Here is a 17,157-nt window from a genome sequence, read left to right on the forward strand (position 1 = left end):
AGATAAGAACATTTCGGAGGAAAAATACAAAAGGATCAGTCCTTTTCCTTTGTCTTTTCTATTCCCGGCTTAGTATCCACCGGTACTTTCTTCCTGAAAACAGGAAATTTCATCGGGCTACCTGTAGGACGTTCATCTCCAAGAAGTACGCCCCATTGTTTGAAAGTATCCGTACGGTCAAAAATTACCTTTAGCACTGCGATCATCGGCAGAGAAAGAAACATACCTGATATGCCGGCGATACTTCCGCCAACGATTACGCCAAGAATGGCAAACAGTGCATTGATCTTTACCTTGGAGCCTACAATCCTCGGCATTAATATGTTGTTATCCAGGAACTGTACAAAGGCAATGACCAGAAGTACGGTAATGACTGGACCGAGTTCTGTAGATGAAGTCAGCGTGAGCAGGACACCAATGATATTACCTATCAACGCACCTACATAAGGGATAAGGTTGAGGATCGCAAAGATTACCCCTATAAGCAGCGCATGCTTAATACCAAAAGCCATCAGGATGCCTCCCAGCAAAATCGTCATATAGGTAACCTGGATCAGCAATCCCACAAGATAGTTCTTAATGATGGACTCCGTTTCATAGATCGCATCCTTTACCCTTGGGTGATGATCTGGCTTAAACCACATGAAGATGAACCTGAGCAGGATATCCTTATAAAAAAGCATCAGATAAATATAAATAGGCAGAAGACCTACAAAGACAAATACCGAACTCAGCGTTACTGCGGCACCACTGGCGGCCTGACCTGCCATTCCCAACAGGTCATTGCTCTTCTCATTGATGAACTTCACCTGTTCTTTGGTAGAGATATGACTGATCTTACTGAACCAGTCGCTAAGGGCATTCAGATGGATACTTACATTGTGCTTGATCTGCGGAAAATCATTGACCAGGGAGGCGACCTGAGCTGAAAAGAACCAGATAATCAGCCCCAGAAATATGGCAACCAGTAAAATCGGTATAATAATGGCTGCAGCTTCAGGAAATTTGTGCTTTCTGAGGAACCGGAATACCGGCAGCAGCATAAGACTGATAAAAAAAGCCATTAAAACCGGCATGATGATGTCATGCCCGATCACCAGAACGGCAACGACAAGAAAGAGACCGAGAAGTTCTATCGACCTCCTCACGGTAAGCGGCATATTGGTCATTTGTTCAGGTTCGATAATGAAAAGGTAAAACTCTGCTGAATTCCAAGAGTAACAGCAAAAGGTACGAAATGTTTGGCTAGTTTTGCAGGTATGATGACCAGTGAGACTATAGTGGCCTTATCTACACCTCCGGGTTCAGGTGCCATTGGCGTGATCAGGCTATCCGGAAAGGACGCCATCAGCATTACCAACAGCGTGTTCAGCGGAAAGGATCTGCTCAGCCAGCCATCGCATACCGTCCATTTCGGACTGATCAAGGATAGGGATATCATTATCGATGAGGTACTGGTAACACTCTTTGTCGCCCCTAAATCTTATACCAAGGAAAACGTAGTGGAGATTTCCTGCCACGGCTCCAGTTATATTATCCAGAAGATCATAACCTTGCTGATCCGGAGAGGTGCATCGGCTGCCAAACCAGGAGAATTTACACTTAGGGCATTCCTGAATGGAGGATTAGATCTATCTCAGGCTGAAGCAGTTGCAGACCTCATTTCATCGGATTCTGCAGCAGCGCATCAGGTAGCTATGAACCAGCTAAGGGGTGGTTTTAGCAATGAATTGAACGAGTTGCGTGAACAGCTGATCCACTTTGCATCTATGATTGAGCTTGAGCTTGATTTTGCAGAAGAGGATGTGGAATTTGCCAACCGGGGCGAGCTGGAGGGACTCGTCAGCAAGATCGGCCTGGTATTGAACAAGCTGATCCGTTCTTTTGAATTGGGGAACGTAATCAAGAGCGGCATCAATACGGTGATCGCGGGGAGGCCGAATGCAGGCAAATCTACGCTGCTCAATGCCCTGCTCAATGAGGAAAGGGCCATTGTGAGTGAAATTGCAGGGACTACCCGTGATACCATTGAGGAACTGCTTAACATAGACGGCATTAATTTCCGCCTGATCGATACTGCAGGTATCCGTGAAGCGACGGATACGATTGAAGCTGTCGGCGTGGAAAAGACGATGCAGAAGATCAGCCAGTCGGCTGTGATCGTTTATGTGTTTGACCTCATTAATTTATCTGCAGAGGAGATTAGAGAGGATATTCAGAAACTTTACCGACCTGAAGTACCATTCATTGCTGTAGCCAATAAACTCGACCTGTCCTACAATGACCGGGTTGCCGAACTGAAGTTACCGGAAGAAATCCGGTTCATTGCCATATCGGCCAGGGAACGGCAACACATTGATACGCTGAAACAGCTACTTTATACCACTGCTGTAGGAGACGAGTTCACTCCCAATGCAACTATGGTGACCAATATCAGGCATCTGGAAGCGCTGGAGCGTACACGATCGGCACTGGATAAAGTACTGGAAGGTCTGAGAAATCCCATTACCTCAGATTTCCTGGCCATGGACATCAAGCAGGCCTTGCATTATCTCGGTGAGATTACCGGCCGGGTAACCACAGATGACCTGCTTGAAAACATTTTCAGTCGCTTTTGTATCGGTAAATAACACTTAAGCAAAAAACTAAATCAACTCTGTATTAATAATAGTCGTATGTGTTAATATTTTATGAATTGGACAAGCATTGGCAACAGTCAGCAACCTGGTACGTTGTTCTCCGGTAAGATTTCCCGTTAATTGTATCTTTCGTATAAATCTGGTTTGCTCCGGTTCTTCAACAAGTTCAATTTCTGCATCTACCTTTTCAAGATCCCAGTCTTTGCGATTGGCATACATACGTAAGGTAGCACAGGTGCATGCACCAAGCGATGACGCCAGCAGTTCTTTAGGAGAAAGACCTTTATCCAGCCCTCCTTTTTCCAGAGGCTCGTCAGCAATAACGATATTGCCCGTTAGCGATTTAATTTCTATTTTGTAGAGCTCTGTATTAATGCTCGCGTTAATTGTTGCCATTGTCTAGGTTTTTATGAAGTGACGGATAAGGTACAAATTCCGTTTCACCCTCTATTTTATCAAATGTCTGATCGATCCATTTTTGCTTAGCCGCCATTATCAGTTCTTTATCCGATGCTACAAAATTCCAGTCTATAAACCGCTGCTCCGCAAATGGTTCTCCTCCGAAGAGATAGATAATGCTGTCTGCCGCCATCACAAACTCACAAAGATGGGGCTCGCGTGCTACTAATAATTGTTTAGGATGATAAATATGTCCATCACTTTCAATTGAGCCCGCTAAAATGTATAAACCAATCTCCCCGTAAAGTTCTTGTCCGATGTTTAAAACCTGCCGGCTATTGCTCTTTATTTCTATCATGAAAAGTTTACTATAGACCGGTACCGGTGATTTATGATTCAGTGCCTCCCCGGCAACCAATTTAAATTTAACATCTCCGTTTGTCCATGTCGGCAACTGAGTTTCCTCAATATGAAAAAACTCAGGTTCCATCTGTTCCAGTTCTTTTGGCAAGGCGACCCAAATTTGCAGGCCATGCAACATTTGGTCTGCGTTGTGCATGTATTCAGGAATCCTTTCGGAATGAACTATTCCTTTACCTGCAGTCATCCAGTTTACGGCACCCGGTCTTATTTCTACAGCATTGCCCAGGGTATCCCTATGCATAATGCTGCCATCAAATAAAAAGGTAAGTGTAGAAAGTCCTATGTGCGGATGTGGCAATACATCAAAACTCTGACGCTCCAGAAGCCTCACAGGTCCCATATGATCGATGAAAATAAATGGTCCGACCATTCTTTTCTCACGAAATGGCAATAAACGGCCAACCATAAAATTGCCGATGCTAACCGCCCGTTCTTCGATGATGAGTTTTATATTTGACATGCCATTATCTGAGTTAATTTCCGGGACCGTTGATCAACTACATGCGTTCCGGAACCTCGATACCCAGCAACTTCATTCCACGCTTCAATACGTCGGCAGTTAATGCGCACAGGTTCAGACGGTGCTGTTGCAGTACGCTATCCTCTTCCCTGATGATAGCTGGTATTTCGTGATAAAATTTATTGAATAACTTGGCCAGTTCATAAAGGTAATTGGCCAGTGTAGCCGGGCTGTGCGCCTGCGCCGCTTCTGAAAGTTCCTGAGGATATTTCTGCAGCAGCAGGATCATATCGCGTTCTTCCGGCAAGATCGTCGCCTCTGCAGGCACATAACCGTTAAAGCCGGATTTCGTAAGCAGAGACCTTATCCTGGCATAAGTATACTGGATAAAAGGTCCTGTATTACCCTGAAAGTCGATGGACTCCTTAGGATCGAACAACAGACGTTTCTTCGGTTCAACTTTTAACAGGAAGTATTTGAGCGCCCCCATACCAATTTGCTGGTATAGAAGTGCTTTATCTTCTTCTGCAAAATCATTGGTCTTGCCAAGCAGCTCAGTTTTTTGTTTCGCGTTTTCCACCATCTCAGCGATAAGGTCATCGGCATCGACTACCGTACCTTCACGGGACTTCATCTTTCCGCTGGGCAAATCCACCATACCATAAGAAAGATGGTAAAGGCCCTTCGACCAACTTTTGCCCAGCTTTTCAAGGATCAGGAACAACACCTTAAAATGATAGTCCTGCTCATTTCCAACCACATAAATGGATTCATCCATACCAAAGTCGTCATACTTCATCTGCGCTGTCCCCAGGTCCTGTGTAATGTATACCGAGGTACCGTCTGCACGAAGCACCAGCTTCTGATCCAGACCGTCACTGGTCAGATCTATCCATACTGATCCGTCAGGCTTTTTGAAGAATACACCTTTTTCCAGGCCTTCCTCCACAGTATCTTTTCCGAGCAGGTAGGTATTGCTTTCGTAATAATATTTATCGAAACTGACACCGAGGTTTTTGTAGGTAACTGCGAAACCATCATATACCCAGCCATTCATGGTCTTCCACAGGTTCATCACTCCTGGGTCACCTGCCTCCCATGCCTGCAGCATTTCCTGGGCCTCTCTGATCAGCGGTGCATTCTTTTTCGCTTCCTCCTCTGTCTGTCCCTCCAGTTTCATTTCCTCGATCTGTTTCTTGTATTCCCTGTCAAATACGACATAGTATTTACCGACCAGGTGGTCACCCTTGATCAAAGTGTTTTCGGGTGTTTCTCCGTTTCCCCATTTCTGCCAGGCCAACATCGATTTACAGATATGTATCCCCCTATCATTCACCAGGTTTACCTTTATCACCTCATGCCCGGTTGCAGTTAATAGTTCCGCTACCGAAAAGCCAAGAAGGTTGTTCCTGACGTGTCCTAAATGCAGGGGCTTGTTGGTATTCGGCGAGGAGTATTCCACCATCACCTTTTTACCGTTGGCCTCAAATACGCCAAACGAAGGGTGCAGAAGTTGGGTATTGAAAAGCTTCAGCCAATAAGTGTCTGCAATGACCAGGTTAAGAAAACCTTTCACAACATTGAAACCACTCACTTCTTCTACATGCTCCAGCAAATAGGCACCAAGCTCGTTTGCTGTTTGCTCCGGTGATTTTTTCGATACCTTTATAATGGGAAATATCACGATAGTGACCTGTCCTTCAAACTCTTTTCTCGTATCCTGTAAACTGATCAGGCTTCCGTCTATCTCTTCATTATAGAGATGCTTTATGCCCCTGACCGCTGCTGAAACAATAAAATTCATAGACGCAAACTTAACTAAAAAATAAATATTTGAATAGCTTTGCCTAACTGCAAACTTATTATGACCCAATTGTACAAACAACATATGGTCAGCGTAGGTACGGAAATCGGTACCTTGCGCAGGCTACTCATCCATAGTCCCGATAATGGGTTGGGCAAAGTAGTTCCTTCAAAGGCACAGGATTGGCTATTCGAAGATATTGTACACCTGGACACCATACGCCGGGAAGAATATGACTATTATGTAAAGTTGCTGATGTATTTCCTCGATCCGGAAAAAATCAAAGGCAGGTTAAAACATATAGACTCCGATACCAGTGACCGGGGCTTTTTTAAGCCTGATCATAAAAATTTTCATCATTCTGATAAAGTTATAGAAGTACAAACCTTACTGTCAGAAATACTGGAAGACGATTCCATCCGCAAAAAACTTGCCGCCGCAGTGTGCGCGATAGAAGGTTGCACTTACCGCATGCAGCAGCAGATGGTCGCAACCAACCCGGCAGAACTCGCAAAGATATTCATTTCCGGAAGTCTGGAAAATGACCACATGATCTTTGCGCCTATTCCAAACCTGATTTTTACCCGGGATATCGGTATTACAATCAACCAGCATATCTTGCTGAACAAACCGGCCAAAAAAGCACGCAGCAGGGAGACTTTGCTAATGCGTTACATTTTCTTCAATCACCCTATGTTCAGCAACTATGCCGAAAATATCCTGGAGATTCCAGATCCCGCACAACATTTTCTGCGGCCCGGTGAAGATGAAGATCGCCGTACAACACTTGAAGGCGGAGATGTGATGACTGTAAGCCCCAGACATGTATTAATCGGCTGCAGCGAACGAACTACACCTTACGGTGCCAATGAAGCAATTAAATTGCTTTTTGAAAATAACGTAGTTGATAAAGTTACCGTAGTCAAGATTCCCAATAAGCGAGATTTCATGCATATCGATACCGTATTCACTCAGGTGAAACGCAATGTGTGGACGCTGCTAAGTTCCATTTCTGGCACACAGCCCCCCAGCACTGACGAACCTATCGGCTACCTTACTGAGCCTGAACAGAAAAACCAGACGGAGATATTGCAATTTATCCGGGGTTACAAGCAGCCAAAGAGTTTCGCCAGCATCGAACAATTGCTTGATGACATCAGCAGGAGCGATTTGAACAGCGAAGAATCTACCCGTTTTATTTACAGCGGCAACGGTTCTTTTCCATACGACGCCCGGGAGCAATGGACAGATTCCTGCAACCTGCTTGCCATAAGAGAAGGTGTCGTGCTGGGTTATGACCGTAACGATAAAACCATTGAAGCTTTCCGGAGCAATGGCTTCAGTATTGTAAAGGTTAAAGAATTGCTGGAAGACCTGGAAAATGGCAAGGTACAGCCCGAACAGATCGAAGATACACTGATTCTGATGCCTTCCGCGGAGCTGTCGAGAGCAAGGGGCGGCTTCCATTGTATGAGCCTGCCTATCTTAAGGGATAACTTATGATCACCCCTAATCCTAAAAACCTATGCAGACAACCAGTCATTTGTTAATGATCCGCCCGGTTGACTTTAAATTTAACCCGCAGACTGCGGGAAACAATAAGTTCCAGCAGCGTTCTGAAAACCCGGACATCCAACAGCAAGCCTTAAAAGAGTTTGACAATTTTGCTGCTTTACTCAGGGAAAACGGAGTGGATGTGACCGTGATCAACGATACTTTAACACCTGAGACGCCTGATTCTCTCTTTCCCAACAACTGGGTTTCCTTTCATCAGGACGGCGGTGTTTACCTATACCCGATGTTTTCGGAAAACCGAAGGCAGGAAAGGAGAAATGACATCCTGAAGGCGCTCAGTGAGCGCTTCCATCTTGGTGTTGTTACCGATCTTTCGGCCTATGAACAACAGGGTCAATACCTCGAAGGGACGGGTAGCATGGTTCTTGACCGCAAGCATAAGATTGCCTATGCCTGTCTTTCGGTAAGGACCAGTATGGAAGTGCTGAAAGATTTCTGTCGTAAAAGCGGCTACAGGGCGGTTGTTTTTGGTGCAGAAGATACAGACGGGTTTCCGATCTACCATACCAATGTAATGATGTGCGTTGGCAGTGAATTTGCCGTCGTCTGCCTGGATTGCGTGAAGGACAAGGCCGAACGGGAACTGCTTGTGAAAAACATTAGCGCTACGGGAAAGGAAATCATCAGCATCACGATGGATCAAATGAATCATTTCGCCGGAAATATGCTCGAAGTAGAGAACCGCCAGGGCGAACATTTGCTTGTGCTGTCAGCGCAGGCAAAAAGTTCACTCAGCTTTGAACAGGTTTCGAAACTGAGCCATTATGCGAGACTGATCAGCAGCCCGCTTTATACCATAGAAAAGAACGGAGGCGGCAGTGCGCGGTGCATGCTCGCCGAGATCCACCTGCAGCAGCGATAATCTTTGTGACAACAAATATTTTGACCTTAAAAATATTATTATTGCAGGCCTATTTTCAATTTAAAATTACATTTTTGCAAAAAAATAACCATAGATGCAGAGTTATTCCGAATTCCTTGACCTCAGTGTAGGCTTTCCCCAGGAAGGTTTCACTGTGTTAGACGATGAATTATATTTCCAGGACCTGAACCTGATGGAAATGATCGAAACCTACGGCACGCCCCTGCGTTTCACTTACCTGCCCATGGTCACCAAAAAGATACAGCAGGCTAAGATTCTCTTCCAGACCGCCATTCTAAAGAACAATTACCGCGGTGAATACAAGTATTGTTATTGCACCAAAAGTTCGCATTTTAAGCACATCGTTGAAGAAGCACTTAAAAACGGCATCCACCTGGAAACATCTTCTGCTTTCGATATGCCGATGATTGAAGCGCTGGAGAAAAAAGGTGCACTGACTAAGGACATTACAGTTATCTGTAATGGCTTTAAAACTTACCAGTATAAGCAGTACATCATTGATATGCTGCATGACGGCTATAAGAATATCATCCCCGTACTGGACAATAAGGAAGAATTTAACCTGTTTGACGATGAGGTAGAATTGGATACGCCCTGCAACCTGGGCATTCGCATTGCTTCAGAAGAGCAGCCCGATTCTCAGTTCTATACTTCCAGACTGGGCATACGCATGGAAGATGTAATTGATTTTTATAATAATAAGATTTCGGCCAATCCGAATTTCCGGGTTAAACTATTGCATTTCTTCATCAATTCCGGTATATCCGATACGCCTTACTACTGGAACGAACTGGAAAAATATGTTACGCTGTATTGCAAGTTTAAAAAAGTAAACCCGGAGCTGGATACACTTGACATTGGTGGTGGAATGCCTTTTAAAGACTCACTGGTCTTTGATTTTGACTATGAATACATGGTCAATGAGATCGTTAAGCGGATTAAGGAAATTTGTGCCGAACACGATGTGGTAGAACCGGATATCATTACTGAATTTGGTAAATACACGGTAGCCGAAGCATCTGGTATCCTCTACAAGGTATTAGGCCGCAAGCAGCAGAATGACCGTGAAAAATGGCTGATGCTGGATGGTTCTTTCATTACTAACCTGCCGGATGTATGGGCACTGAACCAGAAATATATCTTATTACCCATCAACAACTGGGACGCTGAATATGAGCGGGTCAACCTGGGTGGTATCACCTGCGACGGCCAGGATTATTACAACCAGGAAGCACACATGAACAGTGTGTTTATGCCGAAGACCCGTAAAGTGCAATACCTGGGTTTTTTTAATACAGGGGCCTACCAGGAAGTACTTAGCGGATACGGAGGCATTCACCATTGCCTGCTGCCAAGTCCGAAACATGTCATCATACGCCGTAACCGCGACGAGACCTTCAACTTTGAAGTATTCGGAGAAGAGCAGAACAGCAAACAGGTACTAAAGATCCTTGGCTATACCTGAAGCCAGGAATAGCATCTGCCATTTCAGCAAACACTTCTTATCTGTTATTTGCCAGCCCGGAAAGCGGCCTGACCACTTTTTAACACCATAGTAGAATGGCCTTAAAGCAAAAAGGGGATGCATATCCCTGCACCCCTTTTCCAACCTAAAAAACCAAACTTACTATGAAACTTTTATTTCCTTTATCTGCGATTTTGCATCGTCTTTAGCGATGACAATATTCAATATACCGTTGACATATTCAGCAGTAATACTCTCTGGATTAACACTTTCCGGCAATACAAATGACCTTTTAAATGAGGTATACTCAAACTCCTTTCGGGTATAATCCTTAGTTGCTTCCCCTTCGGATGCAGCCTTACGCTCTGCTCCTACGGACAGGGTATCCTTTTTAAGGCTGATCTGGAAATCTTCCTTGGTCAGACCTGGTGCAGCGATCTCAATTTGATATTCTTTTTTAGTTTCCAGAATATTCACTCCCGGTACCTTATGGACGGTCAGGTTTTTATTGATGGCCTCGTTAAACAATGAATCCAAAACATTGTTAAAATAAGGTGCAGTGTTCCTGGGTCTGTTATTAAATTTTACTAGTGTCATTGTATAGTCTCCTTATATTTTTATTTTAATTTCGATACTAGCCTCTATTCAAACCTTATACCACCAGTATTTTCTATGATATTCAAGACAATTTGGCGCAAAAACCCAAGACAACAAGACAAAAAGTCAGAACTTATCCAGCAAACCGACAGTTTTAAATATAAAACCAATATAGAACCGCGTTTCTCGGACTTCGACATGATGGGTCATGTTAACAACGCAGTTTACTTTACCTATATGGAAATTGCCAGGGCAAAATACTGGAAACAAGCTATTAACTGGGACTGGAAAAATACAGGAGTGGTTATTGCCAAAGCATCTCTGGACTATATTTTACCCATACAGCTGGAAGACAAGATCAGCGTGTATGTGCGTACGTCAAGGATTGGAAAGAGCAGTTTTGACCTTGAATACCTACTGGTAAAACATATTAACAATCATGAGGTGGTCTGCAGCAGGGGAAGCACTGTTTGTGTAGCTTATGACTATTCTACAAAGAAGGCTTCCCCGATACCAGAGCAGGAACGCAACAAAATGCAAATCTTCGAGCAGCTTTCTGAGCGCTGAAGCTAAAAGCTAAAGCATGTAGACCCGGGGTTTAATTAAAAGCTAAGCCTAAAAGATCTTTCCCGGGTTGAGGATCCCGTTAGGATCAAAAACTCTTTTGATGGACCGCATAAGGTTAAGATGTACTTCACTATATTTAATTGGCATAAATTCCTTTTGCACAAGACCGATGCCGTGCTCGCCTGAGATCGTACCACCCAGAGCAGCGGTGAGCACAAAGACTTCACGGATGCCGTCCTTCAGCTTGTTTTTCCAATCTTCATCACTCATGCCTGCTTTGATGATATTAATGTGCAGGTTGCCATCGCCTGCATGACCATAGCATACGCTTTCGAAGCCATATTTTGAACCGATCTCTTTAATACCATTGATCAGTTTTGGCAAGGCAGCCCTCGGTACCACCGTATCTTCTTCCTTGTAAACTGAATTCGACTTTACGGACTCTGCCATTGTTCGGCGCATGCGCCAGAGATCTTCTTTCTGCTGGGCTGTATCCGCGAACAAGACATCGCTGCAGTCAAACTCCTCCAGTACAGTATTTACCTTCTCGCAGTCTTTAAATATCATGTCCATATCGTCGCCATCGAATTCAATGAGCAGAAATGCATTTGCATCATCTTTCAGGTCAAAACGGATATCGTCATACCTGATCACCCACTCCACCCCTTTGCGTTCCATGAACTCCAGAGCAGACGGCGTTACCCCGGCCCTGAAAATCGCAGACACTGCTGCGCAGGCCTGCTCATTCTCACCAAAGGAGGCCAGCATCAATACGCTGTGCTGTGATTTAGGGATCAGTTTAGTGACGATCTTGGTTACGATACCCAAAGTTCCCTCTGAACCGATCATCATTTGCGTCAGATTATAACCTGACGCATATTTAAGTGTATTTGCACCTGTCCAGATCACTTCTCCGGTTGGTAATACCACCTCCAGGTTAAGAATATATTCCCTGATCGTACCATATTTAACTACCCGCGGCCCTCCGGAACCGTGGGCCACATTCCCCCCTATAAAGCAGGACCCCTTACTGGAAGGGTCGACCGGGTACAACAGGCCATGTTCAGCAACCGCATTAATAAATTCTTCTGTGATCACCCCCGGTTCCACTGTAGCCTGCAGGTTGTCTGTGTCTATCTCAATGATGGATTTGAAGCGCTCCATAGAAAGCAAAACACCGCCATGCACAGGTAACGCACCGCCACTTAGTCCGGTACCACCTCCTCTGGGAGTCAACGGCACCAGATATTTGTTACAGAATTTAAGCAATGTGGCAATTGTCGCGGTATCTGCAGGCTTTACCACTACTTCAGGATAATAATGCAGATCTTCCGTTTCATCATGCGCATAGTTGCCAAGCGACTCTTTATCAGTCAATACATTTTCAGCACCGGCGATTTCAATGAGTTGTTCAAGTAGTTCAGGGCTAATTTTACAATAATTCATATTGGTCCTATTTGGTTATTTGCAGGTTACAGATCTGCACCTTTTTGAGGGAAATGAAATTTAGGTGAATGATTAAGAAGCAGCTTGGTAAGCCAGTTGCACAAATGAATGCCCAATCTCTCCTGGCATCGGAGGATTAAGTTTCTTTATCCCCGCAACGGCAGTATGCAGAAAGGGATATTTAGCAATCAGGCGGTTAAGAATGTTTCTGACCACGGTTTCCAGCATTTTTTGCGTACGCTGCATTTCTTCCAGGATGATTGTATTGATCAGCTCATAATTTACTGTACGGTCAATATTTTCAGTATCATCATGGGATGTAAAGGTAACCGTTACATCTACCAGGAAATAAATCCCTGTGAGTTGCTCTTCAGGATAATAACCATGATAGGCAAAGCACTTAACGTCTTTTAATGCAACGGTCTGGATATATTGTTCGTTCGGTTTCATTGATATTCGGTAAATTGCTGATCTTAACTAACTTTGACAACAGCCGCAGTAGTTCCGGCCAAATATAGCGGAAACAATGAATAAATCTGTGAAAAAAGACCTTTACGAAGCTCCGGACTATTACCTTCTGGACGAATTGCTGACCGAAGAGCACAAACTGGTCAGGTCGGCTGCAAGAGAATGGGTAAAGAAAGAAATTTCTCCCATCATAGAAGAACACGCGCAACGTGCTGAATTTCCCAAACAGCTGATCAAAGGATTAGCCGGTATCGGCGCCTTCGGCCCTACCATACCTGTCGAGTATGGCGGTGCCGGACTCGACTATATCGCCTACGGCATTCTGATGCAGGAGATCGAACGGGGCGACTCAGGCATACGTTCCACGGCATCTGTACAAGGTTCCCTGGTCATGTACCCGATATTTACTTATGGCACAGAAGCGCAACGCCGCCGTTACCTTCCCAAACTCGCAGCTGGAGAACTGATGGGCTGCTTCGGACTTACCGAACCCGATCACGGCTCTGACCCCGCAGGAATGACCTGCAACATCAGGGACAATGGCAGCCATTATGTGCTGAACGGCTCCAAAATGTGGATATCGAACGCACCCTTTGCAGACATCGCTGTTATCTGGGCAAAAGATGAAAGCGGAAAAATAAGAGGATTGGTACTGGAGCGTGGCATGAAGGGCTTCTCCACCCCGGAAACCCACAACAAATGGAGCCTTCGGGCTTCAGCTACCGGAGAACTTGTTTTTGATCATGTAGAGGTCCCCAGGGAAAATGTATTTCCGGAGATCAGAGGCCTTAAAGGCCCGCTCAGCTGCCTCAACCAGGCCCGTTATGGCATTGCCTGGGGTGCGCTCGGTGCCGCTATGGATTGTTATGACACCGCCTTGAGGTATGCCAGAGAGCGCATCCAGTTCGACAAGCCGATCGCCGGTTTCCAGTTACAGCAAAAGAAACTGGCAGAAATGATCACAGAGATCACCAAAGCACAATTGATGGTATGGAGGCTGGGCATGCTTAAAAACGAAAACCGCGCTACCGCTGAACAAATCTCTATGGCCAAAAGGAACAGTGTGGAAACTGCACTTAATGTAGCCCGCAATGCCCGGCAGGTACTGGGTGGTATGGGTATTACTGGTGATTTCCCTATTATGCGACATATGATGAACCTGGAATCGGTGGTTACCTATGAAGGCACACACGACATCCACCTGCTGATCACCGGAATGGACATTACCGGTATCAATGCATTCAAATAAATGTAAACAACATGAAAACGTTTAAAAAATATACTTATATCCCTGCCCCGCCCGAAGAAGTCTACTGGGCGCTGACCAAGGAACAAAGCATCAAATTATGGACAGGCGCTGAGGCAGAATTTACAGAGGAGCCCGATACCGAGTTCTCGTTCTGGGACGGTGACATCAGTGGACGCAACCTGGAATTCGACTATGGTAAAAAAATCGTACAGGAATGGTATTTCGGCAACCGGGAAGAACGCTCTGTCGTTACGATTAAATTACATACCGACAAGAAGGGCACTTCACTGGAATTTGTACAGACCAATATCCCCGACGAAGACTACGCAGACTTTACCGAAGGCATACAGGAGTATTATCTGGGGGGACTGATCGATTTTTTTGAAGAGTAGTAAACATATACTTACTGAACTTCATCACTATAAACAGACCTGATCTCGTCACGCAGGTTGTATTTCGATGCCATAACTTCACCATAAGCACCCGTGCTTCGCAAAGCGATCAGGTCTCCCCTTTTAGACTCCGGCAGTTCAACTTCCTTTCCGAAACAATCCGTACTTTCACATATCGGGCCTACCACATCATATTTAACCGACGTGCCACCCGCATCAACCCTGCTCAGGTTTTCGATCTGGTGGTAAGCCTGGTAGAGCGCAGGCCTCATCAGTTCTGTCATTCCCGCATCCAGCACCACGAAGTTCTTCTTCTTTCCGTTCTTCACATACAGCACACGGCTTACCATGGCAGCACACTGGCCCACCAGCGCACGGCCCAGTTCAAAATGTACCTCCTGGTTCGGTCTTACCGAAAGAAAATCATGGAATATTTTGAAATAAGCCTCAAAATCCGGTATCTGTCCCTCCGGATTGTGGTAATCTATACCCAGGCCACCGCCCACATTGAGCACCTTAACTACAAAACCACGTTCCTCGAACCAGGTTGCAAATTCATTGACCCTTACGCAAAGGTTTTTGTAAACATCAAGGTTCGTGATCTGGGAGCCGATATGAAAATGGATACCTACAAATTCCAGCGCAGGGCAACGCTTTAGCATATCCGCACATACAGGCAGGTCCCAGGAATTGATCCCGAACTTATTCTCATCAAGCCCTGTTGTGATATTATGGTGCGTATGTGCATCCACATTAGGATTGATCCTGATCGCGACCCTTGCCTTTCTGCCTCTTGCGGCTGCCAGCTCATTGATCACTTCCAGTTCCTGGATGGATTCCACATTGAAGCAAAAAATATCCAGATCAAGCGCAGCATTGATCTCCTTGTCCGATTTGCCCACACCGGCGAAAACAACCTGCCCGTTAGCAAAACCCGAATCAACAGCTCTCGCCACCTCACCACCACTTACACAATCGGCCCCTAAACCAGCCTCGCGTATACGCTCCAGCACCCTTGTATTGAAATTGGCCTTCATTGCATAATGCACATGAAAATTATATACCTTAGCGGCGCCGGCACAGCGTTCCAGCGTCTGCTGCAGCAAATCAAGATCATAGTAATAGAAAGGTGTTTCCAGCTTAGCGAAACGGGTAATATTTTGAGTAGAAAAAAACATGTTTAAGTTTCTTATTGTATTCTTTTTACTGATTATCGGCCTGATCCATTTCGGCAATTACTTTGATTATCAGAAAGGCAGGCTCACCAACAGCGAGTATAACAGAAGATCCAGGCTCCTCTTCGTACTCATCTTTATTTTCATCGGGATCCTGATCTGGGTCAGGAAACGCTGAACACTTTAGTCAAACAGACGGTTATGCAAACTCTTCAGCGCCTCATTCTTATCGTCTGAGCCGATCAGCAGCGAAATGTTATAATCACTGCCACCATAAGAGATCATGCGTAGCGGGATGTGCTTGATCGCGTCCAAAACCCTCGCTGCAAAACCATGCTTTGAAGCACTGAAATCGCCGACTACGCAAACGATAGATTGGTTGGCATCTACCTCCACACTGCCAAATGCATGAAGTTCCTCTATGATCTTGTCCAGGTTCCCAGTCTCATCAATAGTCAGGGACACTGCTACTTCAGAAGTCGTGATCATGTCTATCGGTGTACGGTAACGCTCAAAGATTTCAAAAACCCTGCGCAGGAAACCATACGCCAGCAGCATACGGCTCGACTGTATTTTTATGGCCGTTATACCATCCTTTGCAGCGATAGATTTTATTTTCCCTTTCTCACTTTCCACAGAGATCAGCGTACCTGCAGCCTGTGGCTCCATCGTGTTCAGCAAGCGTACCGGTATCTTATACCTCTGTGCAGGAAATACCGACTGCGGGTGAAGTATTTTAGCCCCGAAATAAGCCAGCTCGGCTGCCTCATCAAATGAAAGCTGTGCAATCGGCTTGGTTCCCTTCACGATCCTGGGATCATTATTGTGCATTCCGTCGATATCAGTCCATATCTGTACTTCTTCGGCCAGTATCGCAGCACCCAGCAACGAAGCTGTGTAATCACTGCCGCCCCTTCTCAGGTTATCTACCTCTCCGAAACTGTTCCTGCAGATATAACCCTGGGTAATAAAAAGCTTATTACCGGCGTGCTGCTCCAGTAACGGTTTCAGATGAGCCGAAGTAAAAGGGATATCCGGTTCGTTGTCCTCATCGGTCTTCATAAAATCCAGTGCCGGCAACAATACCGAAGGAATACCGATCGATTTCAGGTAAATATGATAAAGCGTAGTGGAGAGCAGCTCTCCCTGTGCCAGCACCACTTTTTCTTCCACCGGTGTGAAAAGATCATTGGATAACGACACCAGGAAATTAAAATGGTAATCCACCACTTCCTGCCCCTGTGTCCTGAACTCACCCTCGGCCAGCAATTCCGACACAAAAGCATTGTATTTTTCATGTAATGCACTGATCAGGGTCAGTGCAGTCTGTTTATCTTCCTTTAAAAGTTTGGCTGAGATCTCGACTAAACTATTGGTAGTACCGGACACCGCCGACAACACTACGATCTGCTCTTCCGCCGGGTTAATGATATCCAGCAGTTTCTTCATCCGCTCAGGGCTTCCTACGGAAGTTCCTCCAAACTTTAATATCTTCATTTTTTTGTAAATCAGTTGCTCCACCGCGCGGCGACGGTCAATATACCTACCGCCTTGTGGATCGTTTAATTTTTACAGGTTAATAAATTTCAGTAAAATAGGCCTTATGCTTATATTA

At 45.2% G+C, this 17,157-nt stretch carries 17 protein-coding genes; 8 read left to right on the forward strand and 9 right to left on the reverse strand.

Going from position 1 to position 17,157, the window contains the following annotated elements:
* Positions 1-35: 35 nt before the first annotated feature.
* Positions 36-1,169 carry an AI-2E family transporter gene (locus P2W84_RS10680; RefSeq protein ID WP_276090126.1) on the reverse strand — a complete coding sequence of 378 codons (1,134 nt, stop codon included), beginning with the start codon at positions 1,167-1,169 and terminating at the stop codon, positions 36-38.
* A gap of 90 nt (positions 1,170-1,259) precedes the next feature.
* On the opposite strand from P2W84_RS10680, the gene mnmE reads away from it, so the two are divergent.
* The gene (gene mnmE, locus P2W84_RS10685; RefSeq protein WP_276090691.1) at positions 1,260-2,630 is read left to right on the forward strand and encodes a tRNA uridine-5-carboxymethylaminomethyl(34) synthesis GTPase MnmE; all 1,371 of its coding nucleotides are present in this window, start codon (positions 1,260-1,262) and stop codon (positions 2,628-2,630) included.
* 15 nt (positions 2,631-2,645) lie between these two features.
* Here mnmE and P2W84_RS10690 read toward each other — a convergent pair whose 3' ends face one another.
* The 3 genes from P2W84_RS10690 to argS are packed head-to-tail and all read right to left on the reverse strand — an operon-like array spanning position 2,646 to position 5,725.
* Positions 2,646-3,035 (reverse strand): OsmC family protein, encoded by a 390-nt coding sequence (locus tag P2W84_RS10690; RefSeq protein WP_276090127.1) that lies wholly within the window; start codon positions 3,033-3,035, stop codon positions 2,646-2,648.
* Complete coding sequence (locus P2W84_RS10695) at positions 3,022-3,921, reverse strand: pirin family protein (protein WP_276090128.1); 900 nt, start codon at positions 3,919-3,921, stop codon at positions 3,022-3,024. Before P2W84_RS10695 ends, P2W84_RS10690 begins: the two co-directional genes overlap by 14 nt.
* Before the next feature lie 37 nt (positions 3,922-3,958).
* Complete coding sequence (gene argS / locus P2W84_RS10700; RefSeq protein WP_276090129.1) at positions 3,959-5,725, reverse strand: arginine--tRNA ligase; 1,767 nt, start codon at positions 5,723-5,725, stop codon at positions 3,959-3,961.
* Between the two features lie 60 nt (positions 5,726-5,785).
* Here argS and P2W84_RS10705 point away from each other — a divergent pair, with 60 nt between their 5' ends.
* The 3 genes from P2W84_RS10705 (at position 5,786) to P2W84_RS10715 (ending at position 9,648) form a co-directional block, all read left to right on the forward strand.
* Positions 5,786-7,228: an arginine deiminase family protein gene (locus tag P2W84_RS10705; protein WP_276090130.1), complete on the forward strand. Its 1,443-nt coding sequence runs from the start codon at positions 5,786-5,788 to the stop codon at positions 7,226-7,228.
* A gap of 22 nt (positions 7,229-7,250) precedes the next feature.
* Positions 7,251-8,162: an arginine deiminase-related protein gene (locus tag P2W84_RS10710; protein ID WP_276090131.1), complete on the forward strand. Its 912-nt coding sequence runs from the start codon at positions 7,251-7,253 to the stop codon at positions 8,160-8,162.
* 94 nt (positions 8,163-8,256) lie between these two features.
* The gene (locus P2W84_RS10715; protein WP_276090132.1) at positions 8,257-9,648 is read left to right on the forward strand and encodes an arginine decarboxylase; all 1,392 of its coding nucleotides are present in this window, start codon (positions 8,257-8,259) and stop codon (positions 9,646-9,648) included.
* 162 nt (positions 9,649-9,810) lie between these two features.
* Here the strand turns inward: P2W84_RS10715 and P2W84_RS10720 are convergent, their stop codons facing one another.
* Entirely contained in the window at positions 9,811-10,245 is a 435-nt protein-coding gene (locus tag P2W84_RS10720; RefSeq protein WP_276090133.1) for an Hsp20/alpha crystallin family protein, read from the reverse strand.
* A 75-nt stretch (positions 10,246-10,320) separates the two neighbouring features.
* On the opposite strand from P2W84_RS10720, the gene P2W84_RS10725 reads away from it, so the two are divergent.
* The gene (locus tag P2W84_RS10725) at positions 10,321-10,812 is read left to right on the forward strand and encodes a thioesterase family protein (protein ID WP_346348959.1); all 492 of its coding nucleotides are present in this window, start codon (positions 10,321-10,323) and stop codon (positions 10,810-10,812) included.
* Between the two features lie 48 nt (positions 10,813-10,860).
* Here the strand turns inward: P2W84_RS10725 and P2W84_RS10730 are convergent, their stop codons facing one another.
* Together P2W84_RS10730 and P2W84_RS10735 are read right to left on the reverse strand one after the other, a co-directional pair.
* Positions 10,861-12,258, reverse strand: coding sequence for an FAD-linked oxidase C-terminal domain-containing protein (locus P2W84_RS10730; RefSeq protein ID WP_276090134.1), 1,398 nt, complete (start codon positions 12,256-12,258; stop codon positions 10,861-10,863).
* A gap of 72 nt (positions 12,259-12,330) precedes the next feature.
* Positions 12,331-12,708 (reverse strand): dihydroneopterin aldolase, encoded by a 378-nt coding sequence (locus P2W84_RS10735; RefSeq protein ID WP_276090135.1) that lies wholly within the window; start codon positions 12,706-12,708, stop codon positions 12,331-12,333.
* Between the two features lie 76 nt (positions 12,709-12,784).
* Between P2W84_RS10735 and P2W84_RS10740 the strand changes: the two genes are divergently transcribed.
* Entirely contained in the window at positions 12,785-13,975 is a 1,191-nt protein-coding gene (locus tag P2W84_RS10740) for an acyl-CoA dehydrogenase family protein (protein WP_276090136.1), read from the forward strand.
* 11 nt (positions 13,976-13,986) lie between these two features.
* On the forward strand, positions 13,987-14,367 hold the full coding sequence (locus tag P2W84_RS10745; protein ID WP_276090137.1) for an SRPBCC domain-containing protein: 381 nt from the start codon (positions 13,987-13,989) through the stop codon (positions 14,365-14,367).
* A gap of 11 nt (positions 14,368-14,378) precedes the next feature.
* On the opposite strand, the gene lysA is transcribed toward P2W84_RS10745, so the two are convergent.
* On the reverse strand, positions 14,379-15,545 hold the full coding sequence (gene lysA, locus P2W84_RS10750; protein ID WP_276090138.1) for a diaminopimelate decarboxylase: 1,167 nt from the start codon (positions 15,543-15,545) through the stop codon (positions 14,379-14,381).
* On the opposite strand from lysA, the gene P2W84_RS10755 reads away from it, so the two are divergent.
* Complete coding sequence (locus tag P2W84_RS10755) at positions 15,544-15,720, forward strand: hypothetical protein (RefSeq protein ID WP_276090139.1); 177 nt, start codon at positions 15,544-15,546, stop codon at positions 15,718-15,720. The genes lysA and P2W84_RS10755 overlap by 2 nt on opposite strands.
* A gap of 5 nt (positions 15,721-15,725) precedes the next feature.
* Here P2W84_RS10755 and P2W84_RS10760 read toward each other — a convergent pair whose 3' ends face one another.
* Entirely contained in the window at positions 15,726-17,039 is a 1,314-nt protein-coding gene (locus tag P2W84_RS10760; RefSeq protein WP_276090140.1) for an aspartate kinase, read from the reverse strand.
* Positions 17,040-17,157: the final 118 nt, after the last annotated feature.

The sequence above is a fragment of the Pedobacter sp. JY14-1 genome, assembly GCF_029269825.1.
GTDB lineage: Bacteria > Bacteroidota > Bacteroidia > Sphingobacteriales > Sphingobacteriaceae > Pedobacter.